The sequence below is a fragment of the Phocaeicola dorei genome (genome assembly GCF_013009555.1).
Classification (GTDB): domain Bacteria; phylum Bacteroidota; class Bacteroidia; order Bacteroidales; family Bacteroidaceae; genus Phocaeicola; species Phocaeicola dorei.
This window is the reverse complement of sequence record NZ_CP046176.1, coordinates 3,425,061-3,441,106: the sequence shown is the minus strand read 5'-3', so window position 1 is coordinate 3,441,106 and position 16,046 is coordinate 3,425,061. Positions and strand designations below refer to the sequence as shown.

The following is a 16,046-nucleotide window of genomic DNA, read 5'->3' as shown; positions in this document are numbered from 1 at the left end:
ACTAAAAGCAAATTGAAAATGTTGAAAGAAAAAGCAGGTGCTTTGGCCGGACAGATCTGGGAAGCATTGAATGGAACTGAAGGTTTGACACAAAAACAAATCAAGAAAGCAGCCAAACTGAAAGCTGACAAGGATTTCTTCCTGGGGCTGGGCTGGTTACTGAGAGAAGATAAGGTCGTTACTTCTGAAGTGGAAGGCGAGATCTTTGTAAAATTAGTGTAAGAAGAAGATTTTAAACTCATAAAAAAATGCGTTGGCACATCGTTTTGTATGTTGTCAACGCATTTTTTTGTATATTATAGTAAAATGATGAATCATTTCTTTGAATAGTATTCGTATTATTACTATATTTGCAGGGTAATTAAGTCCAAAACGTTATGAGTTACAAATCAGTGAAAGACGTTGTAACGATGTTGCTGGAAAACGGTTTTGTATTATGAAAACAGTGGAAGTGATTGTAGAACACGCAGGAAAGAACTTGAGTGCTTATATCGAAGGTGCTCCCGTTATTACTGTAGGCAATGACATAAAGGAGATTGAGGATAACATGAAGGAGGCAATTGAGTTGTATCTGGAAGATAATCCGAATCCTTGTGAAGTCTTGTCGGGAGAGTTTGAATTGAAATTTAAGATAGATGCCGCTACTTTTATCAACTATTATAGCAGCATCTTCACCAAGGCTGCTTTGAGCCGGATTACCGGAATCAATGAACGTCAGTTGTGGCATTATGCAGCCGGAGTGCATAAACCTCGCAGGCAGCAGTTGGAAAAGATCCAGAAAGGCATACAGTCTTTGAGTAGGGAATTGTCTGCTATAAATTTATTATAGTCTTTAAAATCTTGTTCTTTTTACGTATCTTTGCGCCCGGAAAGCAAGAAACTTGTTTTTTAAATAGATAGCTGTTAAAGATGAAGAATATCCGTAATTTTTGCATTATAGCACATATAGACCACGGGAAGTCCACCTTGGCCGACCGTTTGTTAGAGTTCACAAAAACCATTCAGGTAACCGAAGGACAGATGCTTGACGATATGGACCTGGAAAAGGAGAGAGGTATTACGATCAAAAGCCATGCCATCCAGATGGAATACGAGTATGGGGGAGAGAAGTATGTACTGAATCTGATTGACACTCCGGGACACGTGGACTTTTCATACGAGGTATCCCGTTCCATAGCCGCCTGTGAAGGGGCGCTGCTCATTGTGGACGCTTCGCAGGGAGTGCAGGCGCAGACTATCTCGAATCTGTACATGGCGTTGGAGCATGACCTGGAAATCATTCCCGTGCTGAACAAATGTGATATGGCGAGTGCCATGCCCGATGAGGTGGAAGATGAAATCATCGACCTGCTGGGCTGCAAACGTGAGGATATTATCCGTGCCTCCGGCAAAACCGGAATGGGTGTGGAGGAGATATTGAAAGCGGTGGTGGAACGTATCCCGCACCCGACGGGTGACGAGGAGGCGCCGCTACAGGCTTTGATTTTCGACTCGGTATTCAATTCTTTCCGTGGAATCATCGCTTATTTTAAAATAGAGAACGGCGTGATCCGCAAAGGGGACAAGGTGAAATTTTTCAATACCGGCAAGGAGTATGATGCAGATGAAATCGGTGTGCTGAAAATGGACATGATTCCCCGCACGGAGTTGCGTACAGGAGACGTAGGGTATATCATTTCGGGCATCAAGACTTCGCGCGAGGTGAAGGTGGGGGATACCATCACTCACATTGCCCGTCCGTGTGACAAGGCGATTGCCGGATTCGAGGAAGTGAAGCCGATGGTGTTTGCCGGGGTCTATCCTATCGAGGCGGAAGATTACGAGAACCTCCGCGCCTCGCTGGAGAAACTTCAGCTGAATGACGCCTCGCTGACTTTCCAGCCGGAGTCCTCACTGGCTCTGGGATTCGGATTCCGTTGCGGTTTCCTGGGATTACTTCACATGGAAATCGTTCAGGAACGTCTGGACCGCGAGTTTGATATGAATGTGATCACGACCGTGCCCAACGTGTCGTACATGGTATATGACAAGCAGGGACATGCCAATGAGGTACATAATCCCGGCGGTATGCCCGATCCGACGCTGATTGACCACATCGAGGAACCTTTCATTGACGCCACGATCATTACCGCCACCGATTACATCGGCCCTATCATGACGCTGTGTCTGGGCAAGCGTGGCGAATTGGTGCGGCAGAATTATGTGTCGGGCAACCGGGTGGAGATTCACTACAAGATGCCGCTGGGTGAAATCGTGATTGATTTTTATGACAAGCTGAAGAGTATTTCGAAAGGATATGCTTCCTTTGACTACCATCAGTCGGGTTTCCGCCCTTCCAAACTGGTGAAGCTGGATATCTTGTTGAACGGTGAGCCGGTGGATGCGCTTTCTACCCTGACCCATGTGGACAATGCCTATAACCTGGGCAAGCGTATGTGCGAGAAACTGAAAGAGCTGATTCCGCGCCAGCAGTTTGATATTGCTATCCAGGCAGCTATCGGGGCCAAGATTATCTCAAGGGAAACTATCAAGGCGGTGCGCAAGGATGTGACCGCGAAGTGTTATGGCGGTGACGTGAGCCGTAAGCGTAAATTGTTGGAAAAACAAAAAAGAGGTAAGAAACGAATGAAACAGATCGGTAATGTGGAAGTACCGCAAAAGGCGTTCCTGGCCGTTCTGAAGCTGGATTAATTCAAGAATAAAACAAGCTCTGAGGAGCAAACAATAAGCGGGCTCTTTCTGTTAGTTGAAATTAAAAAGTCAATAACAGAAAGGGCTTGTGTTTTGATGGCAATTTATCACAAACTCTTAAATTCAATTGATATGGAAAAACTGAAAATTCTGAACTTGAACTTTTCCTTCCAGCGAGCGGCGCACTATCATATTAATGGAGGGATGTTGCTGATGGGGGTAGTCTTGCTGGCTATGTTCCTGGCCAATTCTCCGTGGGGGGATATTTATGCCTCCTTTTGGAATTACGAAGTGCATCTTCAGATAGGAGAATTTAATTTCTTTAGTCATAACGGGCATCACATGACCTTGATGACTTTTATCAACGATGCTTTGATGGCTGTCTTTTTCTTCAGTGTGGGACTGGAGATAAAGCGTGAGATACTGGTGGGCGAATTGTCCAGTTTCCGGCAGGCGCTTTTGCCCATCGTGGCGGCGTGCGGCGGTATGCTGGTTCCGGTGCTGATCTATTATTTCATGACGGCGGGAACTCCGGCCCAAAGTGGCCTGGCCATACCGATGGCTACGGATATCGCTTTTTCGCTGGGAGTGCTCAGCCTGTTCGGCAAGCGGGTTCCGCTGAGCTTGAAAGTCTTTCTGACTGCTTTCGCTGTGGTCGATGATATCGGCGGCATTCTGGTCATCGCTCTTTTTTACACTTCTCATCTGGCGGTGAACTACCTGATTGCTTCGGCGGGTATCCTGCTGATACTTTGCGGCGGGAATTTCTTCCGGGTGCGCAACCGTTGGTTTTATATTTTCTGGGGAGTGATTATGTGGTATCTGTTTTTGCAGAGCGGCATCCACGCTACCATTGCGGGAGTTGTCGCAGCCTTCACGGTTCCCGCCACTCCTCATTACAAGATAGGTAAGTACATTAACCGCATCCGGGAGAACATTGCTGTCTTTCCTGCCAGTGACAAGGAAGGTGTTGTGTTAAGCAAGATGCAGATCAATGTGCTGAAAAGCATCGAGTCTTCCTCGGACCGTGTCATATCTCCCTTGCAGTCATTGGAAGACAGTCTGCATGGAATGGTGAATTATATTATTCTTCCCTTGTTCGCCTTTGCCAATGCGGGTGTCTCGCTCACGGCGGATCATGGTGGCTTGGAAGTGGGGATGGCTACTTGGGCGGTGCTGGCGGGATTGCTGGCGGGTAAGTTTGCCGGCATTTATTTCTTTACCTGGCTGGTGATAAAGATGGGGTTCGCCGGACTGCTGAAAGGCATGACCTGGGTGAACCTGACAGGTGTCTGTCTTTTGGGCGGTATCGGTTTTACGGTTTCTTTGTTTATAGCCAACCTGTCTTTCGGGGATTCACCGGTGTTGCTGACGCAGGCAAAGATGGGTGTCATACTGGGAACGGTGCTGGCGGGTGTGCTGGCGTATCTGGTCTTGCAGTTCGCCTTGCCTAAACAGCCTGCACAGGAATAAAATTACAGATAGGGCAGTACGGCGGTGAAACGGCTGCCCTTGTTCACCTCGGATTGCACATCGATGTGTCCGTTCATTTTTTCTACAATGACCTTGCTGATGGCGAGTCCCAGTCCTACACCCTGTACAAATTCATTCCGCTTGTAGAACCGTTCGAATATCATTTGTAATTCTTCTTTAGGGATTCCCGCACCGGTATCTTCTACGAAGAAATGGATTTCCTTTTTCTCTTTGTCGCAGAAATAACCCAGTTTGATGTGTCCTTGGGAGGTGAACTTCTTGGCGTTTCCCAAAAAGTTGGTGATGACTTGGGTGAGGCGCATACGGTCTATGTGTATGGTCACATCCTCGTCGGGAAATTCTTTGATGAATTCCACAGGAGGGAGAATAATTACCTGATGGGTCTGATAGACCGTTTCTGCAAAATGATGCGCGCTGCAATCCTCACAATGAAAGGACATATTGCCGGATTCTATACGGGATAGTTCCAGCACATCATTGACCAGTTTCAACAAGAGTCTGGTATTGTTGTCTATGATGGAGGCAAATTCTTTTTTCTCTTCTTCCGAGATGTTTTTCTCGGTAGTGAGCAGGTTGGAGAATCCCACGATGGCATTAAGCGGAGTACGGATTTCATGGCTCATGTTGGCCAGGAAGGATTGTTTCAGTTCCGCCTGTTCCGCCAGTTTGCGGGCACGTATCAGTTCTTCTTCCTTGTCTTTGATCTCCTGAATGTTTACCAGAAGTCCGGTGATGATAGGATTTTGTTCATAATGCTGCAACACGCTGTATCTGAATTCCCACCATTGGTAACCGGTGTCGTCGAATTTGCAACGGTATTGGGCTGTTCTTCGTGGCCGGTGTAATATGTTGGATACGTTTTTTCTGAACTGGGCTTGGTCGCCGGGGTGTACATAGTTGGCTATTTCCTTTATTTCCAACAGGTTTTGGGAACGGTTGGTCAGTTCGCAGAAAGCTTGGTCGAACACGGCTGTTTTTCCGTCGAAACACCAGGCGTAGGTTTTTCCTCCTTCCAGTGCAAGCGTTAATGCTTCGTGTTCGAACCTGAGGTTGCGCAAGGCTTCTTTTTTCCGTCCTTTTTCCAGTGTATAGATATAAATAAGGTAGGCTATCCCCACAAGGAGTGTGAAGACCAGGAGGCTTGCAAGAATCAGGATGGGGGTTGCGTATTTTTCCCTCCACGGCCTGTACATGATGGTATATTCCGGTGGAATGCTTTCAGGGGGGATCTGGTATCTCTTCATGGCCTGCCAGTTGACCAGATGCTGTTTGGCGATTTGTTTTACTGCCGGGACGGGTATCTTTCCTTGCAGTCTTTCTTTGATGCCGGCGGTCATGTCGCTTAGCTGTGTTTCGATGGGGGCGAAATAACCTCCCAGCATATATTCCTTTATCCCGAATCCTTCGTTGATGGTTTCGAAGCCGGGATTGTCGAACAGGCTGCCGATGCGCAGGGTGGTATAGTCCCGTTTGGTATACAGGAACAAGGAGTATTTGAAGATCCCGCTGGACAGCCACATCAGGTCGCGGGCAGCTACGGAATCACTGGACAGGCGGACTACGATGGTGGAGTCCAAGTGGTTATATTCGTTCAGTTTTTCGTGCAGGGATTCATATTCGGTATCATCTTTGTCACTGATGGGGATATTCAGCTTGCCGGGCAGGGCCTCTTGTCTTTTCCATTGGTGGAGGGTGATTTCCGATCCTTTGCATTGTTCGCTCAGGTCTTTCCAGATAAGGCGGTCAAGCACGGTCCGGCCGTTCAGGATGTGGATGCGGACTTTGCCCATAATGCGTTCTATCATCCGGCAGGTGGTGAGGTAATCGGGTTTGTCTATGTAGCCCGTAATGTTGGGATATTGTGCCAGCAAGTCTTGGTTGGGATAATTCACTCCGCTGAATACGACGGGAATCTGCCTGACATACGGGTTTCCGCAAGCCATGATAGAGTAGGTTGCCTGATCATCGAGCACGGCAATCAAATCCCCTTCCCATGAGCGGATGGAATCTGCAAACTCGGAAATCCGTTGCTCTTCTTCTACAGATTCATATTTCTCGCAATCCAGATAAAAAGTGCGCAGCTGGAAGTCTATTTGCTGGTCTTTCAGTCCTTTGACAAACAGTTTGTTTACAATGCCGGCACCGCTGTACCCTTCCTGGTAGGAATGGATAAGGGCTATTTTATATTTTTGTGCATAAAGCGGACTCCCTATAAGAAGGGCTGTCATAAAAATGAAAAAGGCTTTATGCTTCATGTCAAACGTGATTATTAAGTGAACCAAGGGACAAAGATAGGAATGTTTCTTTAATTCCGGCTATGATTTACAGGAAATTATTGGAAGAGAGAGGGAAAGTAACCATCCCGGTTTGTGGAAAACAGCAATTCCGGCTTCTTGAAAAACATGCTTCTTGCTTTTCAAGGAACCGGAATAGCCTGTGATAAAAAGGAATGGGCTAACCCGTTAGCGGGGGTTATTTGTGTTGCTCCGGGGTCGGGGTGCTTTGAGAGGCCGGTCCGGCGGCAGCGTTTGTAGAGGCGCTTGAAGCGGAACTTTTAGCCGCGCCGGAAACCGGAGCCGCTGTCTGTGCCGTTGTAGCCTGTACTTCCCAGTGGAACGGTTCGAACTGTGTGTTCTTGTCTACCCATGACGGTTTGCGCGATGCATAGATAATGAACGGAGCTGCGACTACCACGATGCAGCCGATAATCAAAACGGCAAACCATACGGTGTTGCTGCCTACCGCAATCTGGCTGGGGGGAATGAAGCTGAGCACGAATGCCAGTAGTGAACCACAGAAACCCAGACCGCCGATGAGCCACATCAGTCCGTTGCCTTTGCTGCCGATACGGAATGGGCGAGGAGCCTTTTTCATATTGTAACGCAGATAGATGGCGCCGCTGAACATCAGCAGATACATGATAAGGTAAAGCAATACGGTGAGCTGTGACAGGATTTGGTAGAAACTCTGTACGGAAGGCATCACAACGAACAGCAGGCTGAGCAAGGTTACGGCAAGGCCTTGGACCAGCAGAATGTTTTTCTGTACGCCGTTGGCGTTGGTCTTCTGGAAGAAGGGAGGCAGATAGCCTGCTTTACCCACTGCGAAGATACCTTTGGACGGACCGGCCACCCAGGTCAACACACCTGCCAGCACACCGAATGCCAAAGCCACGGCGATGATAGGTGACAACCACGAAGCATGGACATACTTGAAGTAATTATCAAAACCTACCAGCAGGCTCTGAGTCAGGTTGATATCCTTTTCGGGAATAATGATCCCCAGTGCGAAGGTGCCGAGCACGAAGATGATTACGGTAATAGCCGCACCGATGAATACAGCTTTCGGATAGTTCTTGGCAGGATTTTCTATGTCTTTTACGTGGATACCGCCCATTTCCATACCGGCATAGAACAGGAAGATGCTGGAAGCCAGCACCAGGTTGTCGAAGTTGCTGAAGTCGGGGAAGAAGTTGCCGTCGAAGTTCATCTGGCTCTGTCCGCCGGAGGCAAGGTAAATCACCGCCAGTACCATCAGCAGGCCGGCAGGAATAATCGTACCTACCATACCGCCTACTTTGGCCACTTTGCCTACCCAGCCCATGCCTTTCAGCGAAATGAAAGTGGCCAGCCAATAGATAATCAAGACCACCGCCAGTGAGTAATAGCGGTTGGATGCCAAGGCCATATCATGGGTGTCACTCATGCCGATAAAAGCCAGTGCCACAGCTCCGAAAGTCAATACGGTGGGATACCAGATGGTGCTTTCCACCCATTGCAGGAAGATGGCGAGGAAGCCGAATTTCTTTCCGTAGGCTTCACCCACCCATCGGAACACACCGCCTTGCTTGTCCTGGAACATGGCCGCCAGTTCCGCCGCTACCAATGAGGTAGGTATCAGGAAGACGATGGCCGCGAATAAATAATAAAATGCCGAACTCAGTCCGTATTCGGCTTCGGCAGGCAGCCCGCGCAGGGATACTACCGCAGTCACGTTCATAATAGCGAGGGTAAATACCCCTAGCTTGACTGATTTACTAATGTTTGCCATAAAGTTTAGGTTTTAAAAAATATATGTTTTTTGTTTACGGAGTTTATAACAACTCCTTGGAAATGATGTTTATCCGTTTAGGTTTATTAACCCGGAAGGTATGCGGAATTAAACAATCGTACCCGGAAGGGTGTTTCTAGAAAAAATAATATAATCAGTATAGTTTATGAAAACAGCTTTCTCCTCATTCATCTATTCCCGTAGGGGGATTTACGGGATCTTGCATATATTCATCCTGTTGATGTCCCTTTTTCTGGTTATCAGTATCTCGATAGATACTTTTCATAACATCCCTTTCCTGAATCAAGGTTCTTATCTGAAGATTCAGTTCTGGATATGCATGTTTTTCCTGTTCGATTTCCTGCTGGAGTTTTTCCTCTCGAAAGAAAAAGGAAGGTACTTCACCAGCCATTTTATTTTTCTGCTGGTATCTATACCTTATTTAAATATCATTGATTTCTATCACATCACTTTCTCGCCCGAAATCAGTTATTTCCTGCGCTTTATCCCTTTGCTGAGGGGAGGGTATGCACTAGCCATCGTGGTGGGCTGGCTGTCGGGCAGCAAAGCGTCCGGGTTGTTTACCTCGTACATCACCATGCTGATGGCCACCGTGTATTTTGCCAGTCTTATCTTCTTTGTGCTGGAACATAAGGTGAACCCTATGGTGACGGACTACTGGAGTGCGCTGTGGTGGGCTTTTATGGATGTTACCACCGTAGGGAGTAATATTTATGCCGTCACTCCTACGGGGAAAATACTGTCGGTGGTGCTGGCCGCCCTGGGAATGATGATGTTCCCTATCTTCACGGTATACGTCACCAGTCTGGTGCAGCAGGCCAACAAGCGGAAGGAGGAATATTATCAATCGCAACAATCGGAGCCGGCGGATACTAAATAATAGCTTGAACTTCGTCAAAAATAAGAAAAAAGTCTTATCTTCGTAGCCAATAACAAATTGCTAACCTAAATAAACAACAAGATGAAATTATTGGCTCTGTGTGCGGCGGGGATAGGCTTGATGCTGTGCGCCTCGTGTACAAACAACAAACATTTAATCAGTGATGAGGCTGAACGTGCCGCTGTTCAGCAGGATTTTGAGGCACGGCGTGATACGCTGACCCAAGGTAACCTCTTCCAGGTATTTGAACAACCCATGAGCGATGAACAGAAGGAGGCGATGACTTTCCTTTACGCCTATATGCCCTTGGCGGATATAGCGGACCATCCCGGTGAATTCTATCTGGAAAATGTGGACTACGCCTTCAAGGCGCGTGAGGAGATGCCATGGGGAAAAGTGGTTCCCGAACGAGAGTTCCGCCACTTTGTATTGCCCATCCGCGTAAACAACGAGAATCTGGACGACAGCCGTAAGGTATTCTACGAGGAGCTGAAGGACAGAGTGAAAAACCTTTCTTTATATGATGCCGTGCTGGAAGTGAACCACTGGTGTCATGAAAAGGTGATTTATACCCCCTCTGATGCCCGTACCAGTAGTCCGCTGGCTTCCGTAAAGACAGCCTACGGACGTTGTGGCGAGGAATCTACGTTCACGGTAGCTGCCTTGCGTTCGGTAGGTATTCCTGCCCGTCAGGTATATACGCCGCGTTGGGCACATACCGACGACAATCATGCCTGGGTGGAAGCTTGGGTAGATGGCAAATGGTACTTCCTGGGTGCTTGCGAGCCCGAACCGGTACTGAATCTGGGTTGGTTCAACGCTCCCGCTTCACGGGGTATGCTGATGCACACCAAGGTGTTCGGACGTTATAACGGACCGGAAGAAGTGATGTACCGCACTCCCCGTTATACGGAAATCAATGTGATTGACAACTATGCTCCCACGGCAAAAGCCGATGTGACCATCGTGGATGCGGACGGCAAACCGGTGGCTGACGCCAAAGTGGAATTCAAAGTGTATAACTATGCCGAATTTTATACCGTAGCTTCCAAACAGACGGATGCGGACGGTAAGACGTTCCTGACCGCCGGAAAAGGGGATATGCTGGTATGGGCTTCCAAAGATGGAAAATTCGGTTATTCCAAACTGTCTTTCGGACAGGACAATGCCTTGACCGTGAAGCTGGACAAAACGGCCGGCGAGGCTTATACACTGGATATGGATATCATTCCTCCGATGGAAGGCGCCAATATGCCCGAAGTGACTCCCGAACAACGTGCGGAGAACAATCGCCGCATGGCTTTGGAGGACTCTATCCGCAATGCTTACGTGGCTACATTCATGACGGATGAATCGGCTCGCAATTTCGCTAAAGAATACCAGCTGGATGAGGATGCCGTTGCCAAATTGCTGGTGGCATCACGTGGCAACTACGAAACCATCCGTGACTTTATGGCCCGTCTCCGTTCGGACAAGTCAAAGAAGGGCGGCATTGACCTGCTTCAGCAGATTTCTGCCAAAGACCTTCGTGATGTAAGCTCCGAAGTGTTGATAGACCACATGATGAATTCACACTTGTGCGCCAATGCTGATTATTTCCGCAGATTTGTGCGTAATCCGCGCGTGAGCAACGAAATGATTACTCCGTATAAAGGGTTCTTTGAGAAAGCAGTGCCCGAACAGGATCGTGAGGCTTACCTTGCCGATCCGATGAAGCTGGTTGCATGGGTTGCCGGGAATATCCGTGTGGACAAGGATTGCAACCTGGGCGGCTCGCCAATCACTCCGGAAGGGGTGTGGAAGGCCCGTACAGCCGATGCGCACAGCCGTGATATCTTCTTTGTATCCATGGCACGCAGCATGGGTATTCCTGCACGTATAGACGAAGTGACGGGAAAAGTGCAGTTGATAGGCGATGAAGGTGCTATTGATGTGAATTTCGAAGCAATGGAACAGGCCAGTGCACTTACCGGCAAGTTTATTGCCAGATATACGCCGATCAAGTCTTTGGCTGATCCGAAGTATTATTCTCATTTCTCTATTTCCAGACTGACTCCTGCCGGAACTTTGAAATTGCTGAATTATGATGAAGGCGATATTGATATGGGTGGCGGCGCTACTTGGGCTAATCTGTTGAAGAACGGAACGGCACTGGATGCCGGCAATTATGTGATGGTGACCGGTACTCGTCTGGCTAACGGCGGCGTATTGTCCCAGCTGACTTTCTTTACCATCAAGCCGGGAGAAACGACTACGGTGGACTTGGTGATGCGTGAAAGTAAGGATGATATTCAGGTGATCGGTAATTTCAATTCAGAATCTACTTATAAACCGATGGATAGCGATGAACTGAAGTCCATTCTTGCCACTACAGGACGTGGTTACTACATTGTAGCCGTACTGGGCGCCGGACAAGAACCTACCAACCATGCATTGCGCGATATTGCGGCATTGGGCAAGGACTTTGATGAATGGGGCAGAGGAATCGTGCTGTTGTTCCCCAATGAGGAGCAGTACAAGAAGTTCCGTCCGCAGGAATTCCCGGGATTACCGGCTACCATTACTTACGGTATTGATGTGGACGGTTCCATCCAGAAGCAGATTGCAGAAGGCATGAAGTTGTCTAACAAGACTATCTTGCCTATGTTTATCATTGGTGATACCTTTAACCGGGTGGTATTCGTGTCACAAGGATATACCATCGGGCTGGGTGAGCAGCTGATGAAGGTGATACATAAGTTGTAGAATCCGGTATAAACAAAAAGTAACGCGGATATTCAGCTTGAAACCCTGAATATCCGCGTTTAATATGATAATAACGTTTATGCTTGCTTATTACTTGTCATCATCCAAATCATCATCGTCATCGTCCCAGTCATCCTCTTTCTTTGATTTCTTGGGGTTGAGGCTTTTGTTTTTCTTTTCCAGTGCTTTGTCGTTTTCGTCTTTCAATGCCAGTTCGGACAAGGCGGCTTTTACTTTGTTGGGGTCAGTAACATCCTTCAGATACTCTTCTATCTTTACAGTACCTCCCATAGATACTTTTGAGTTACGATAAATCATGCCGCTGTCTACGCTGCTCCGTCCGGAGAAATGAAATTCCGAAGTTCCGGTTTCTTCGGCAATCTTACGGATATTACCGGCATTCACACCGCATCCCGGCATGATGATGATTCGTCCGTCGGCCAGTTCTACCAATTCTTTTAAAAGAGGGATACCCTTTTCGGCGGTCGCTTCTTGTCCGGAAGTAAGGACCCGGTCGATACCCAGGCCGATAATCTGTTCCAAGGCCTCCTTGGGATTGCTGCACATATCAAAAGCGCGGTGGAAGGTGACACTCATCTCGCCTACCGCATTCATCAGTTTCTGCATCAAGGGTACATCGACATTGCCTTCTGCGGTAAGACATCCGAACACCACACCGTCCGCACCCAACTGACGTGCCACTTTAATATCATGCAACATGATTTCTTGCTCGATGGGAGAATATAGGAAATCTCCGCCACGGGGACGGATAATGACATGCAATTTGGTTTGATTCAATAATTGGCGGGCCATACGGATTTCGCCAAAAGACGGGGTAGTTCCGCCTTCCGGAATACCTGCACATAATTCTACACGATAAGCACCGGCTTGTTGTGCCTTCACAGCACTTTCCACGGAGTTGGCGCAAATCTCGATTTTTGATTTGTTACTCATAAAGTTATTTAATAGTTAATTCAATCACATAACCAACGTCATCGGGCGCTTTGGGCTGTTTCAGCAATTTTCTTTCAATCTCTCCGCTAGGGGACCATAAATGGTTTCTCTGCATGAGTTCATCCATTGGCCCAGTTCTTTACGGATGACTTTGTTCTTCATAATATATGAATTTGTCTGTGCAAAGATAGGCATAATGTAAGAGTGTGAGAAATATTTAGCGGAAAAAATTTTTAGTTAAAAAGCCGGTACTTCTCTCGGGGTGAGAGAAATATCGGCTTTTCTGTCAGAATAGAATATATTATTGCACGTGGATGCGGTGCCCGTTGAATACGTTCATGCCCAGTTTGTTCATAATATATTTGATGGCAAGCTGCGCTTTTACGGAGTTGCCGGCATCGTCCAAAGGAGGCGCGAAGGCCGAAATACCCATTACACCCGGCATCACACCCATCACACCGCCTCCTACGCCGGTCTTGGCAGGGATTCCTGAGGTGTAAAGCCAGTCGCCTGTGTGCTGGTAGAAACCTACGGTAGCTATCATGGAGGTGATTTTCGGGGCGAGGGCCTTGTCGAACACTTGTTTGTTCGTATTCGGGTTCAATCCTTCGTTGGCGATGGTGGCTCCGCAGATGGACAATTGTTCCGCGGTGATGCCCATAGAGCACTGACGGGTGTAGAGGTCGAGCGACATATCAGGATCATCGTAGATACGGTTATAATTTTTCAATAACCAGGCGATGGAACGATTGTTGAAATTTGTTGCAGACTCCGATTTGTACAATTCGTCAATCAGTTGCGGGGCACTTCCGCATAGTTCGGTCATATTGTCTACGATGGCTTTCCATTTGCCGTCGCTGTTGCCTAGGGGTTGTACCATGCTGTCTGCCGAGATGGCCCCGGCGTTTACCAGTGGGGTGGAAGGGTGGTCGTTTTCCAACAGGATAGCCATGATGGAGTTGAACGGCAGTCCGGTAGCGTCGGCACCAATCATTTCGAGCACCTTGGGGGCGCCGTATTGGCGGAGTACCAGGATAGCGGTCAGCACCTTGGAAACGGACTCGATACCGAAACGGTACTGAGAGTCACCCAGTTGGATGATTTCTCCGTTCATCAGACAGATACTGATTCCGAACAGTTTGGGATCAATATTTGCCAGATAAGGAATGTAGTCGGCGTTCTTACCGTCTGTATTGTCTTTATACAGATTGTAGGCCTCTTGTGCAGCATCCTTTATTTGCTGGATAGTTATAGTTCTTTCCATAAATTAATTTGATTGAAGTAACCATCCACCTTAACGGCGGATGGTTGCATTATTGTTATTTATGCTTATTTTTTAGCGGCGTTGCTATGGGCATTGTGAGTAAACACAGTACCTTTTACAGCGATATTCTTGTCTTGGGCGATGCGGGTAGGAGTGGGATATTCCAGTTTCTCGAACTCGCTGATGGCATTCTTGATGTCGTTCAACAACATATCCGCCATGTCACGGCTGAATCCCTGACGTACCACAACACGCATAACCACATAATTTTGAATGTTTTCCGGCAGGGTGTAGGCAGGAACCATCCATCCGCTTTGTTGTAATTTAGCCTGTAAATCGTACAGAGTCCATTTGGCATTCTTTGCGTATTCGGGTTTCATGTACCAGATGAACAAAGGATTTACCACTTTGTCGCTGTAGTTTACGAACGGAGCCATCTTGGCTATTTCGCTGTGAATGTACTTGGTGATTTCCATGGAATTGTATTGGATGGCTTTGTATCCTTGGAATCCCAGACGGATAAACTGATAGTATTGGCCTAGAATCTGTGCGGCGGGGCGGCTGAAGTTCAAACCAACCTGTGTGATGTTCGCACCCAGATAATTGACACTGAATGACATGGCATCCGGAAGGTATTTCTTGTCTTTCCATACTACCCATCCCAGTCCCGGATAAACCAGTCCGAACTTGTGGCCGGAAGTGCTGATGGAAAGAACCCATTTCAAACGGAAGTCCCATTTCGTTTCGGGACTGAGGAACGGCAGGATGAAGCCACCGGTTGCGGCATCTACGTGGATAGGAATATCATAGCCGGTTTTGGCGTTGTAGGCATCCAGTGCTTTGTCTAATGCTTCTACGTCATCGTTCAGACCTGTCCATGTCACACCTTGGATAGGAACAATACAGATGGTGTTCTCGTCACACATCTTTAAGGCTTCTTCGGGGTCCAGGGTGGTCTTGTCCAGAGTAAGAGGTACTTGGCGCATCTCAATCTGCCAAAGTTGGGCGAATTTCTCCCATACAACCTGGAAACCACTTGAAATGACGAAGTTAGGTTTGTCGGTCGGTTTGCCCTGGGCTTTACGTCTGTCTCTCCAGCGCAACCAGGCAGCTACACCACCCAGCATACAAGCCTCGCTGGAGCCGATGGCCAACGCTCCTGATTTCCATTTTGCCTGTTCGGGGGAATTCCATAGGTTGGCCATGATGTTGATACATTTGGCATTCATCACGGCGATACGCGGGTACTCTGTTTCATCAATATAGTTGATGTTGATAGCTTCGTTCATCAATTTGGTAGCATAATCGTCCATATAGGTGGTAACGAAAGTAGCCAGATTAAGACGAGGCTGGGTTTGGGCGAATGTTTCGTCTTTAACCATTTGATAAGCAATCTGCGGAGTGGTAGGTTCCATGGGAATGGTGTCTACCGGAGCAGGTTGCAGCATTTCGTTTGAACCAAACACGGCTGTTTTGGCGTCACCGTCTCTCAAATCACAATTACAATCTTTCATTTTTTACTTAAAGTTTAGGTTAGTAATACAATGAAGAACGTGGGAGTTTCCCGCGTTTTTCTCCCTCAACATAGGGGTTGGTGAAAAGTTCCTTGATTTTATGTTTTTTAATGTAAGTAGGGGGAATACAAAAAAACGATGGGAATCATTGTACTATGAACGAAAAAGAGATACCTTTGTTTATACATAAAATCATTGGATGCCCGTATCCGATATTTTAGGGGTATGTAATTAAACAATAAGAAGGAAATATGAAGAAGCGTTATCCCATCGGCATTCAGAATTTTGATAAACTGCGTTTAGGAAATTAACATAGGCGTAAACTTTGACACTACCCGGCATAATATTTTGGAATGGAAAGTAAAGGAATAAACGATATGTCGCTTTGAACCAAACGTCTTTTGCCTTGTTGTGTATCTCATACAATAAATTA

Annotated in this window: 11 protein-coding genes; 6 read left to right on the top strand and 5 right to left on the bottom strand. The window is 47.4% G+C overall.

The window, feature by feature from the left end; translation table 11 throughout:
• Nucleotides 1-18: 18 nt before the first annotated feature.
• From GKD17_RS14640 to nhaA, 4 genes are all read left to right on the top strand, one after another.
• On the top strand, nt 19-222 hold the full coding sequence (locus GKD17_RS14640) for a winged helix-turn-helix domain-containing protein (RefSeq protein WP_007832517.1): 204 nt from the start codon (nt 19-21) through the stop codon (nt 220-222).
• 214 nt (nt 223-436) lie between these two features.
• Nucleotides 437-829 carry a type II toxin-antitoxin system HicB family antitoxin gene (locus GKD17_RS14635; RefSeq protein ID WP_007832518.1) on the top strand — a complete coding sequence of 131 codons (393 nt, stop codon included), beginning with the start codon at nt 437-439 and terminating at the stop codon, nt 827-829.
• Nucleotides 830-909: 80 nt separating this feature from the next.
• Nucleotides 910-2,691, top strand: coding sequence for a translation elongation factor 4 (gene lepA / locus GKD17_RS14630; RefSeq protein ID WP_007832519.1), 1,782 nt, complete (start codon nt 910-912; stop codon nt 2,689-2,691).
• Between the two features lie 132 nt (nt 2,692-2,823).
• Entirely contained in the window at nt 2,824-4,164 is a 1,341-nt protein-coding gene (nhaA, locus tag GKD17_RS14625) for a Na+/H+ antiporter NhaA (protein WP_007854150.1), read from the top strand.
• A 2-nt stretch (nt 4,165-4,166) separates the two neighbouring features.
• Here nhaA and GKD17_RS14620 read toward each other — a convergent pair whose 3' ends face one another.
• Both GKD17_RS14620 and gadC read right to left on the bottom strand, forming a co-directional pair.
• On the bottom strand, nt 4,167-6,440 hold the full coding sequence (locus tag GKD17_RS14620) for a sensor histidine kinase (protein ID WP_007832522.1): 2,274 nt from the start codon (nt 6,438-6,440) through the stop codon (nt 4,167-4,169).
• Nucleotides 6,441-6,657: 217 nt separating this feature from the next.
• Nucleotides 6,658-8,235: a putative glutamine/gamma-aminobutyrate antiporter GadC gene (gadC, locus tag GKD17_RS14615; protein ID WP_007832523.1), complete on the bottom strand. Its 1,578-nt coding sequence runs from the start codon at nt 8,233-8,235 to the stop codon at nt 6,658-6,660.
• Between the two features lie 166 nt (nt 8,236-8,401).
• On the opposite strand from gadC, the gene GKD17_RS14610 reads away from it, so the two are divergent.
• On the top strand, nt 8,402-9,136 hold the full coding sequence (locus GKD17_RS14610) for a potassium channel family protein (protein WP_007840321.1): 735 nt from the start codon (nt 8,402-8,404) through the stop codon (nt 9,134-9,136).
• Nucleotides 9,137-9,217: 81 nt separating this feature from the next.
• Nucleotides 9,218-11,881 carry a transglutaminase domain-containing protein gene (locus GKD17_RS14605; RefSeq protein WP_007832526.1) on the top strand — a complete coding sequence of 888 codons (2,664 nt, stop codon included), beginning with the start codon at nt 9,218-9,220 and terminating at the stop codon, nt 11,879-11,881.
• 90 nt (nt 11,882-11,971) lie between these two features.
• Here the strand turns inward: GKD17_RS14605 and GKD17_RS14600 are convergent, their stop codons facing one another.
• The 3 genes from GKD17_RS14600 to GKD17_RS14590 form a co-directional block, all read right to left on the bottom strand.
• The gene (locus GKD17_RS14600) at nt 11,972-12,835 is read right to left on the bottom strand and encodes a copper homeostasis protein CutC (RefSeq protein WP_007832527.1); all 864 of its coding nucleotides are present in this window, start codon (nt 12,833-12,835) and stop codon (nt 11,972-11,974) included.
• A gap of 301 nt (nt 12,836-13,136) precedes the next feature.
• On the bottom strand, nt 13,137-14,099 hold the full coding sequence (gene glsA / locus GKD17_RS14595) for a glutaminase A (protein ID WP_007832529.1): 963 nt from the start codon (nt 14,097-14,099) through the stop codon (nt 13,137-13,139).
• 65 nt (nt 14,100-14,164) lie between these two features.
• Nucleotides 14,165-15,613, bottom strand: a complete 1,449-nt coding sequence (locus GKD17_RS14590; RefSeq protein WP_007832530.1) for a glutamate decarboxylase — start codon at nt 15,611-15,613, stop codon at nt 14,165-14,167.
• Nucleotides 15,614-16,046: the final 433 nt, after the last annotated feature.

Bases quoted from the DNA above. Each gene is read 5' to 3' on its own strand.
- nhaA (WP_007854150.1), top strand. From the start codon at position 2,824: ATGGAAAAACTGAAAATTCTGAACTTGAACTTTTCCTTCCAGCGAGCG.
- GKD17_RS14640 (WP_007832517.1), top strand. From the start codon at position 19: ATGTTGAAAGAAAAAGCAGGTGCTTTGGCCGGACAGATCTGGGAAGCA.
- GKD17_RS14620 (WP_007832522.1), bottom strand. From the start codon at position 6,440: ATGAAGCATAAAGCCTTTTTCATTTTTATGACAGCCCTTCTTATAGGG.
- GKD17_RS14605 (WP_007832526.1), top strand. From the start codon at position 9,218: ATGAAATTATTGGCTCTGTGTGCGGCGGGGATAGGCTTGATGCTGTGC.
- GKD17_RS14610 (WP_007840321.1), top strand. From the start codon at position 8,402: ATGAAAACAGCTTTCTCCTCATTCATCTATTCCCGTAGGGGGATTTAC.
- gadC (WP_007832523.1), bottom strand. From the start codon at position 8,235: ATGGCAAACATTAGTAAATCAGTCAAGCTAGGGGTATTTACCCTCGCT.
- GKD17_RS14600 (WP_007832527.1), bottom strand. From the start codon at position 12,835: ATGAGTAACAAATCAAAAATCGAGATTTGCGCCAACTCCGTGGAAAGT.
- glsA (WP_007832529.1), bottom strand. From the start codon at position 14,099: ATGGAAAGAACTATAACTATCCAGCAAATAAAGGATGCTGCACAAGAG.
- GKD17_RS14635 (WP_007832518.1), top strand. From the start codon at position 437: ATGAAAACAGTGGAAGTGATTGTAGAACACGCAGGAAAGAACTTGAGT.
- GKD17_RS14590 (WP_007832530.1), bottom strand. From the start codon at position 15,613: ATGAAAGATTGTAATTGTGATTTGAGAGACGGTGACGCCAAAACAGCC.
- lepA (WP_007832519.1), top strand. From the start codon at position 910: ATGAAGAATATCCGTAATTTTTGCATTATAGCACATATAGACCACGGG.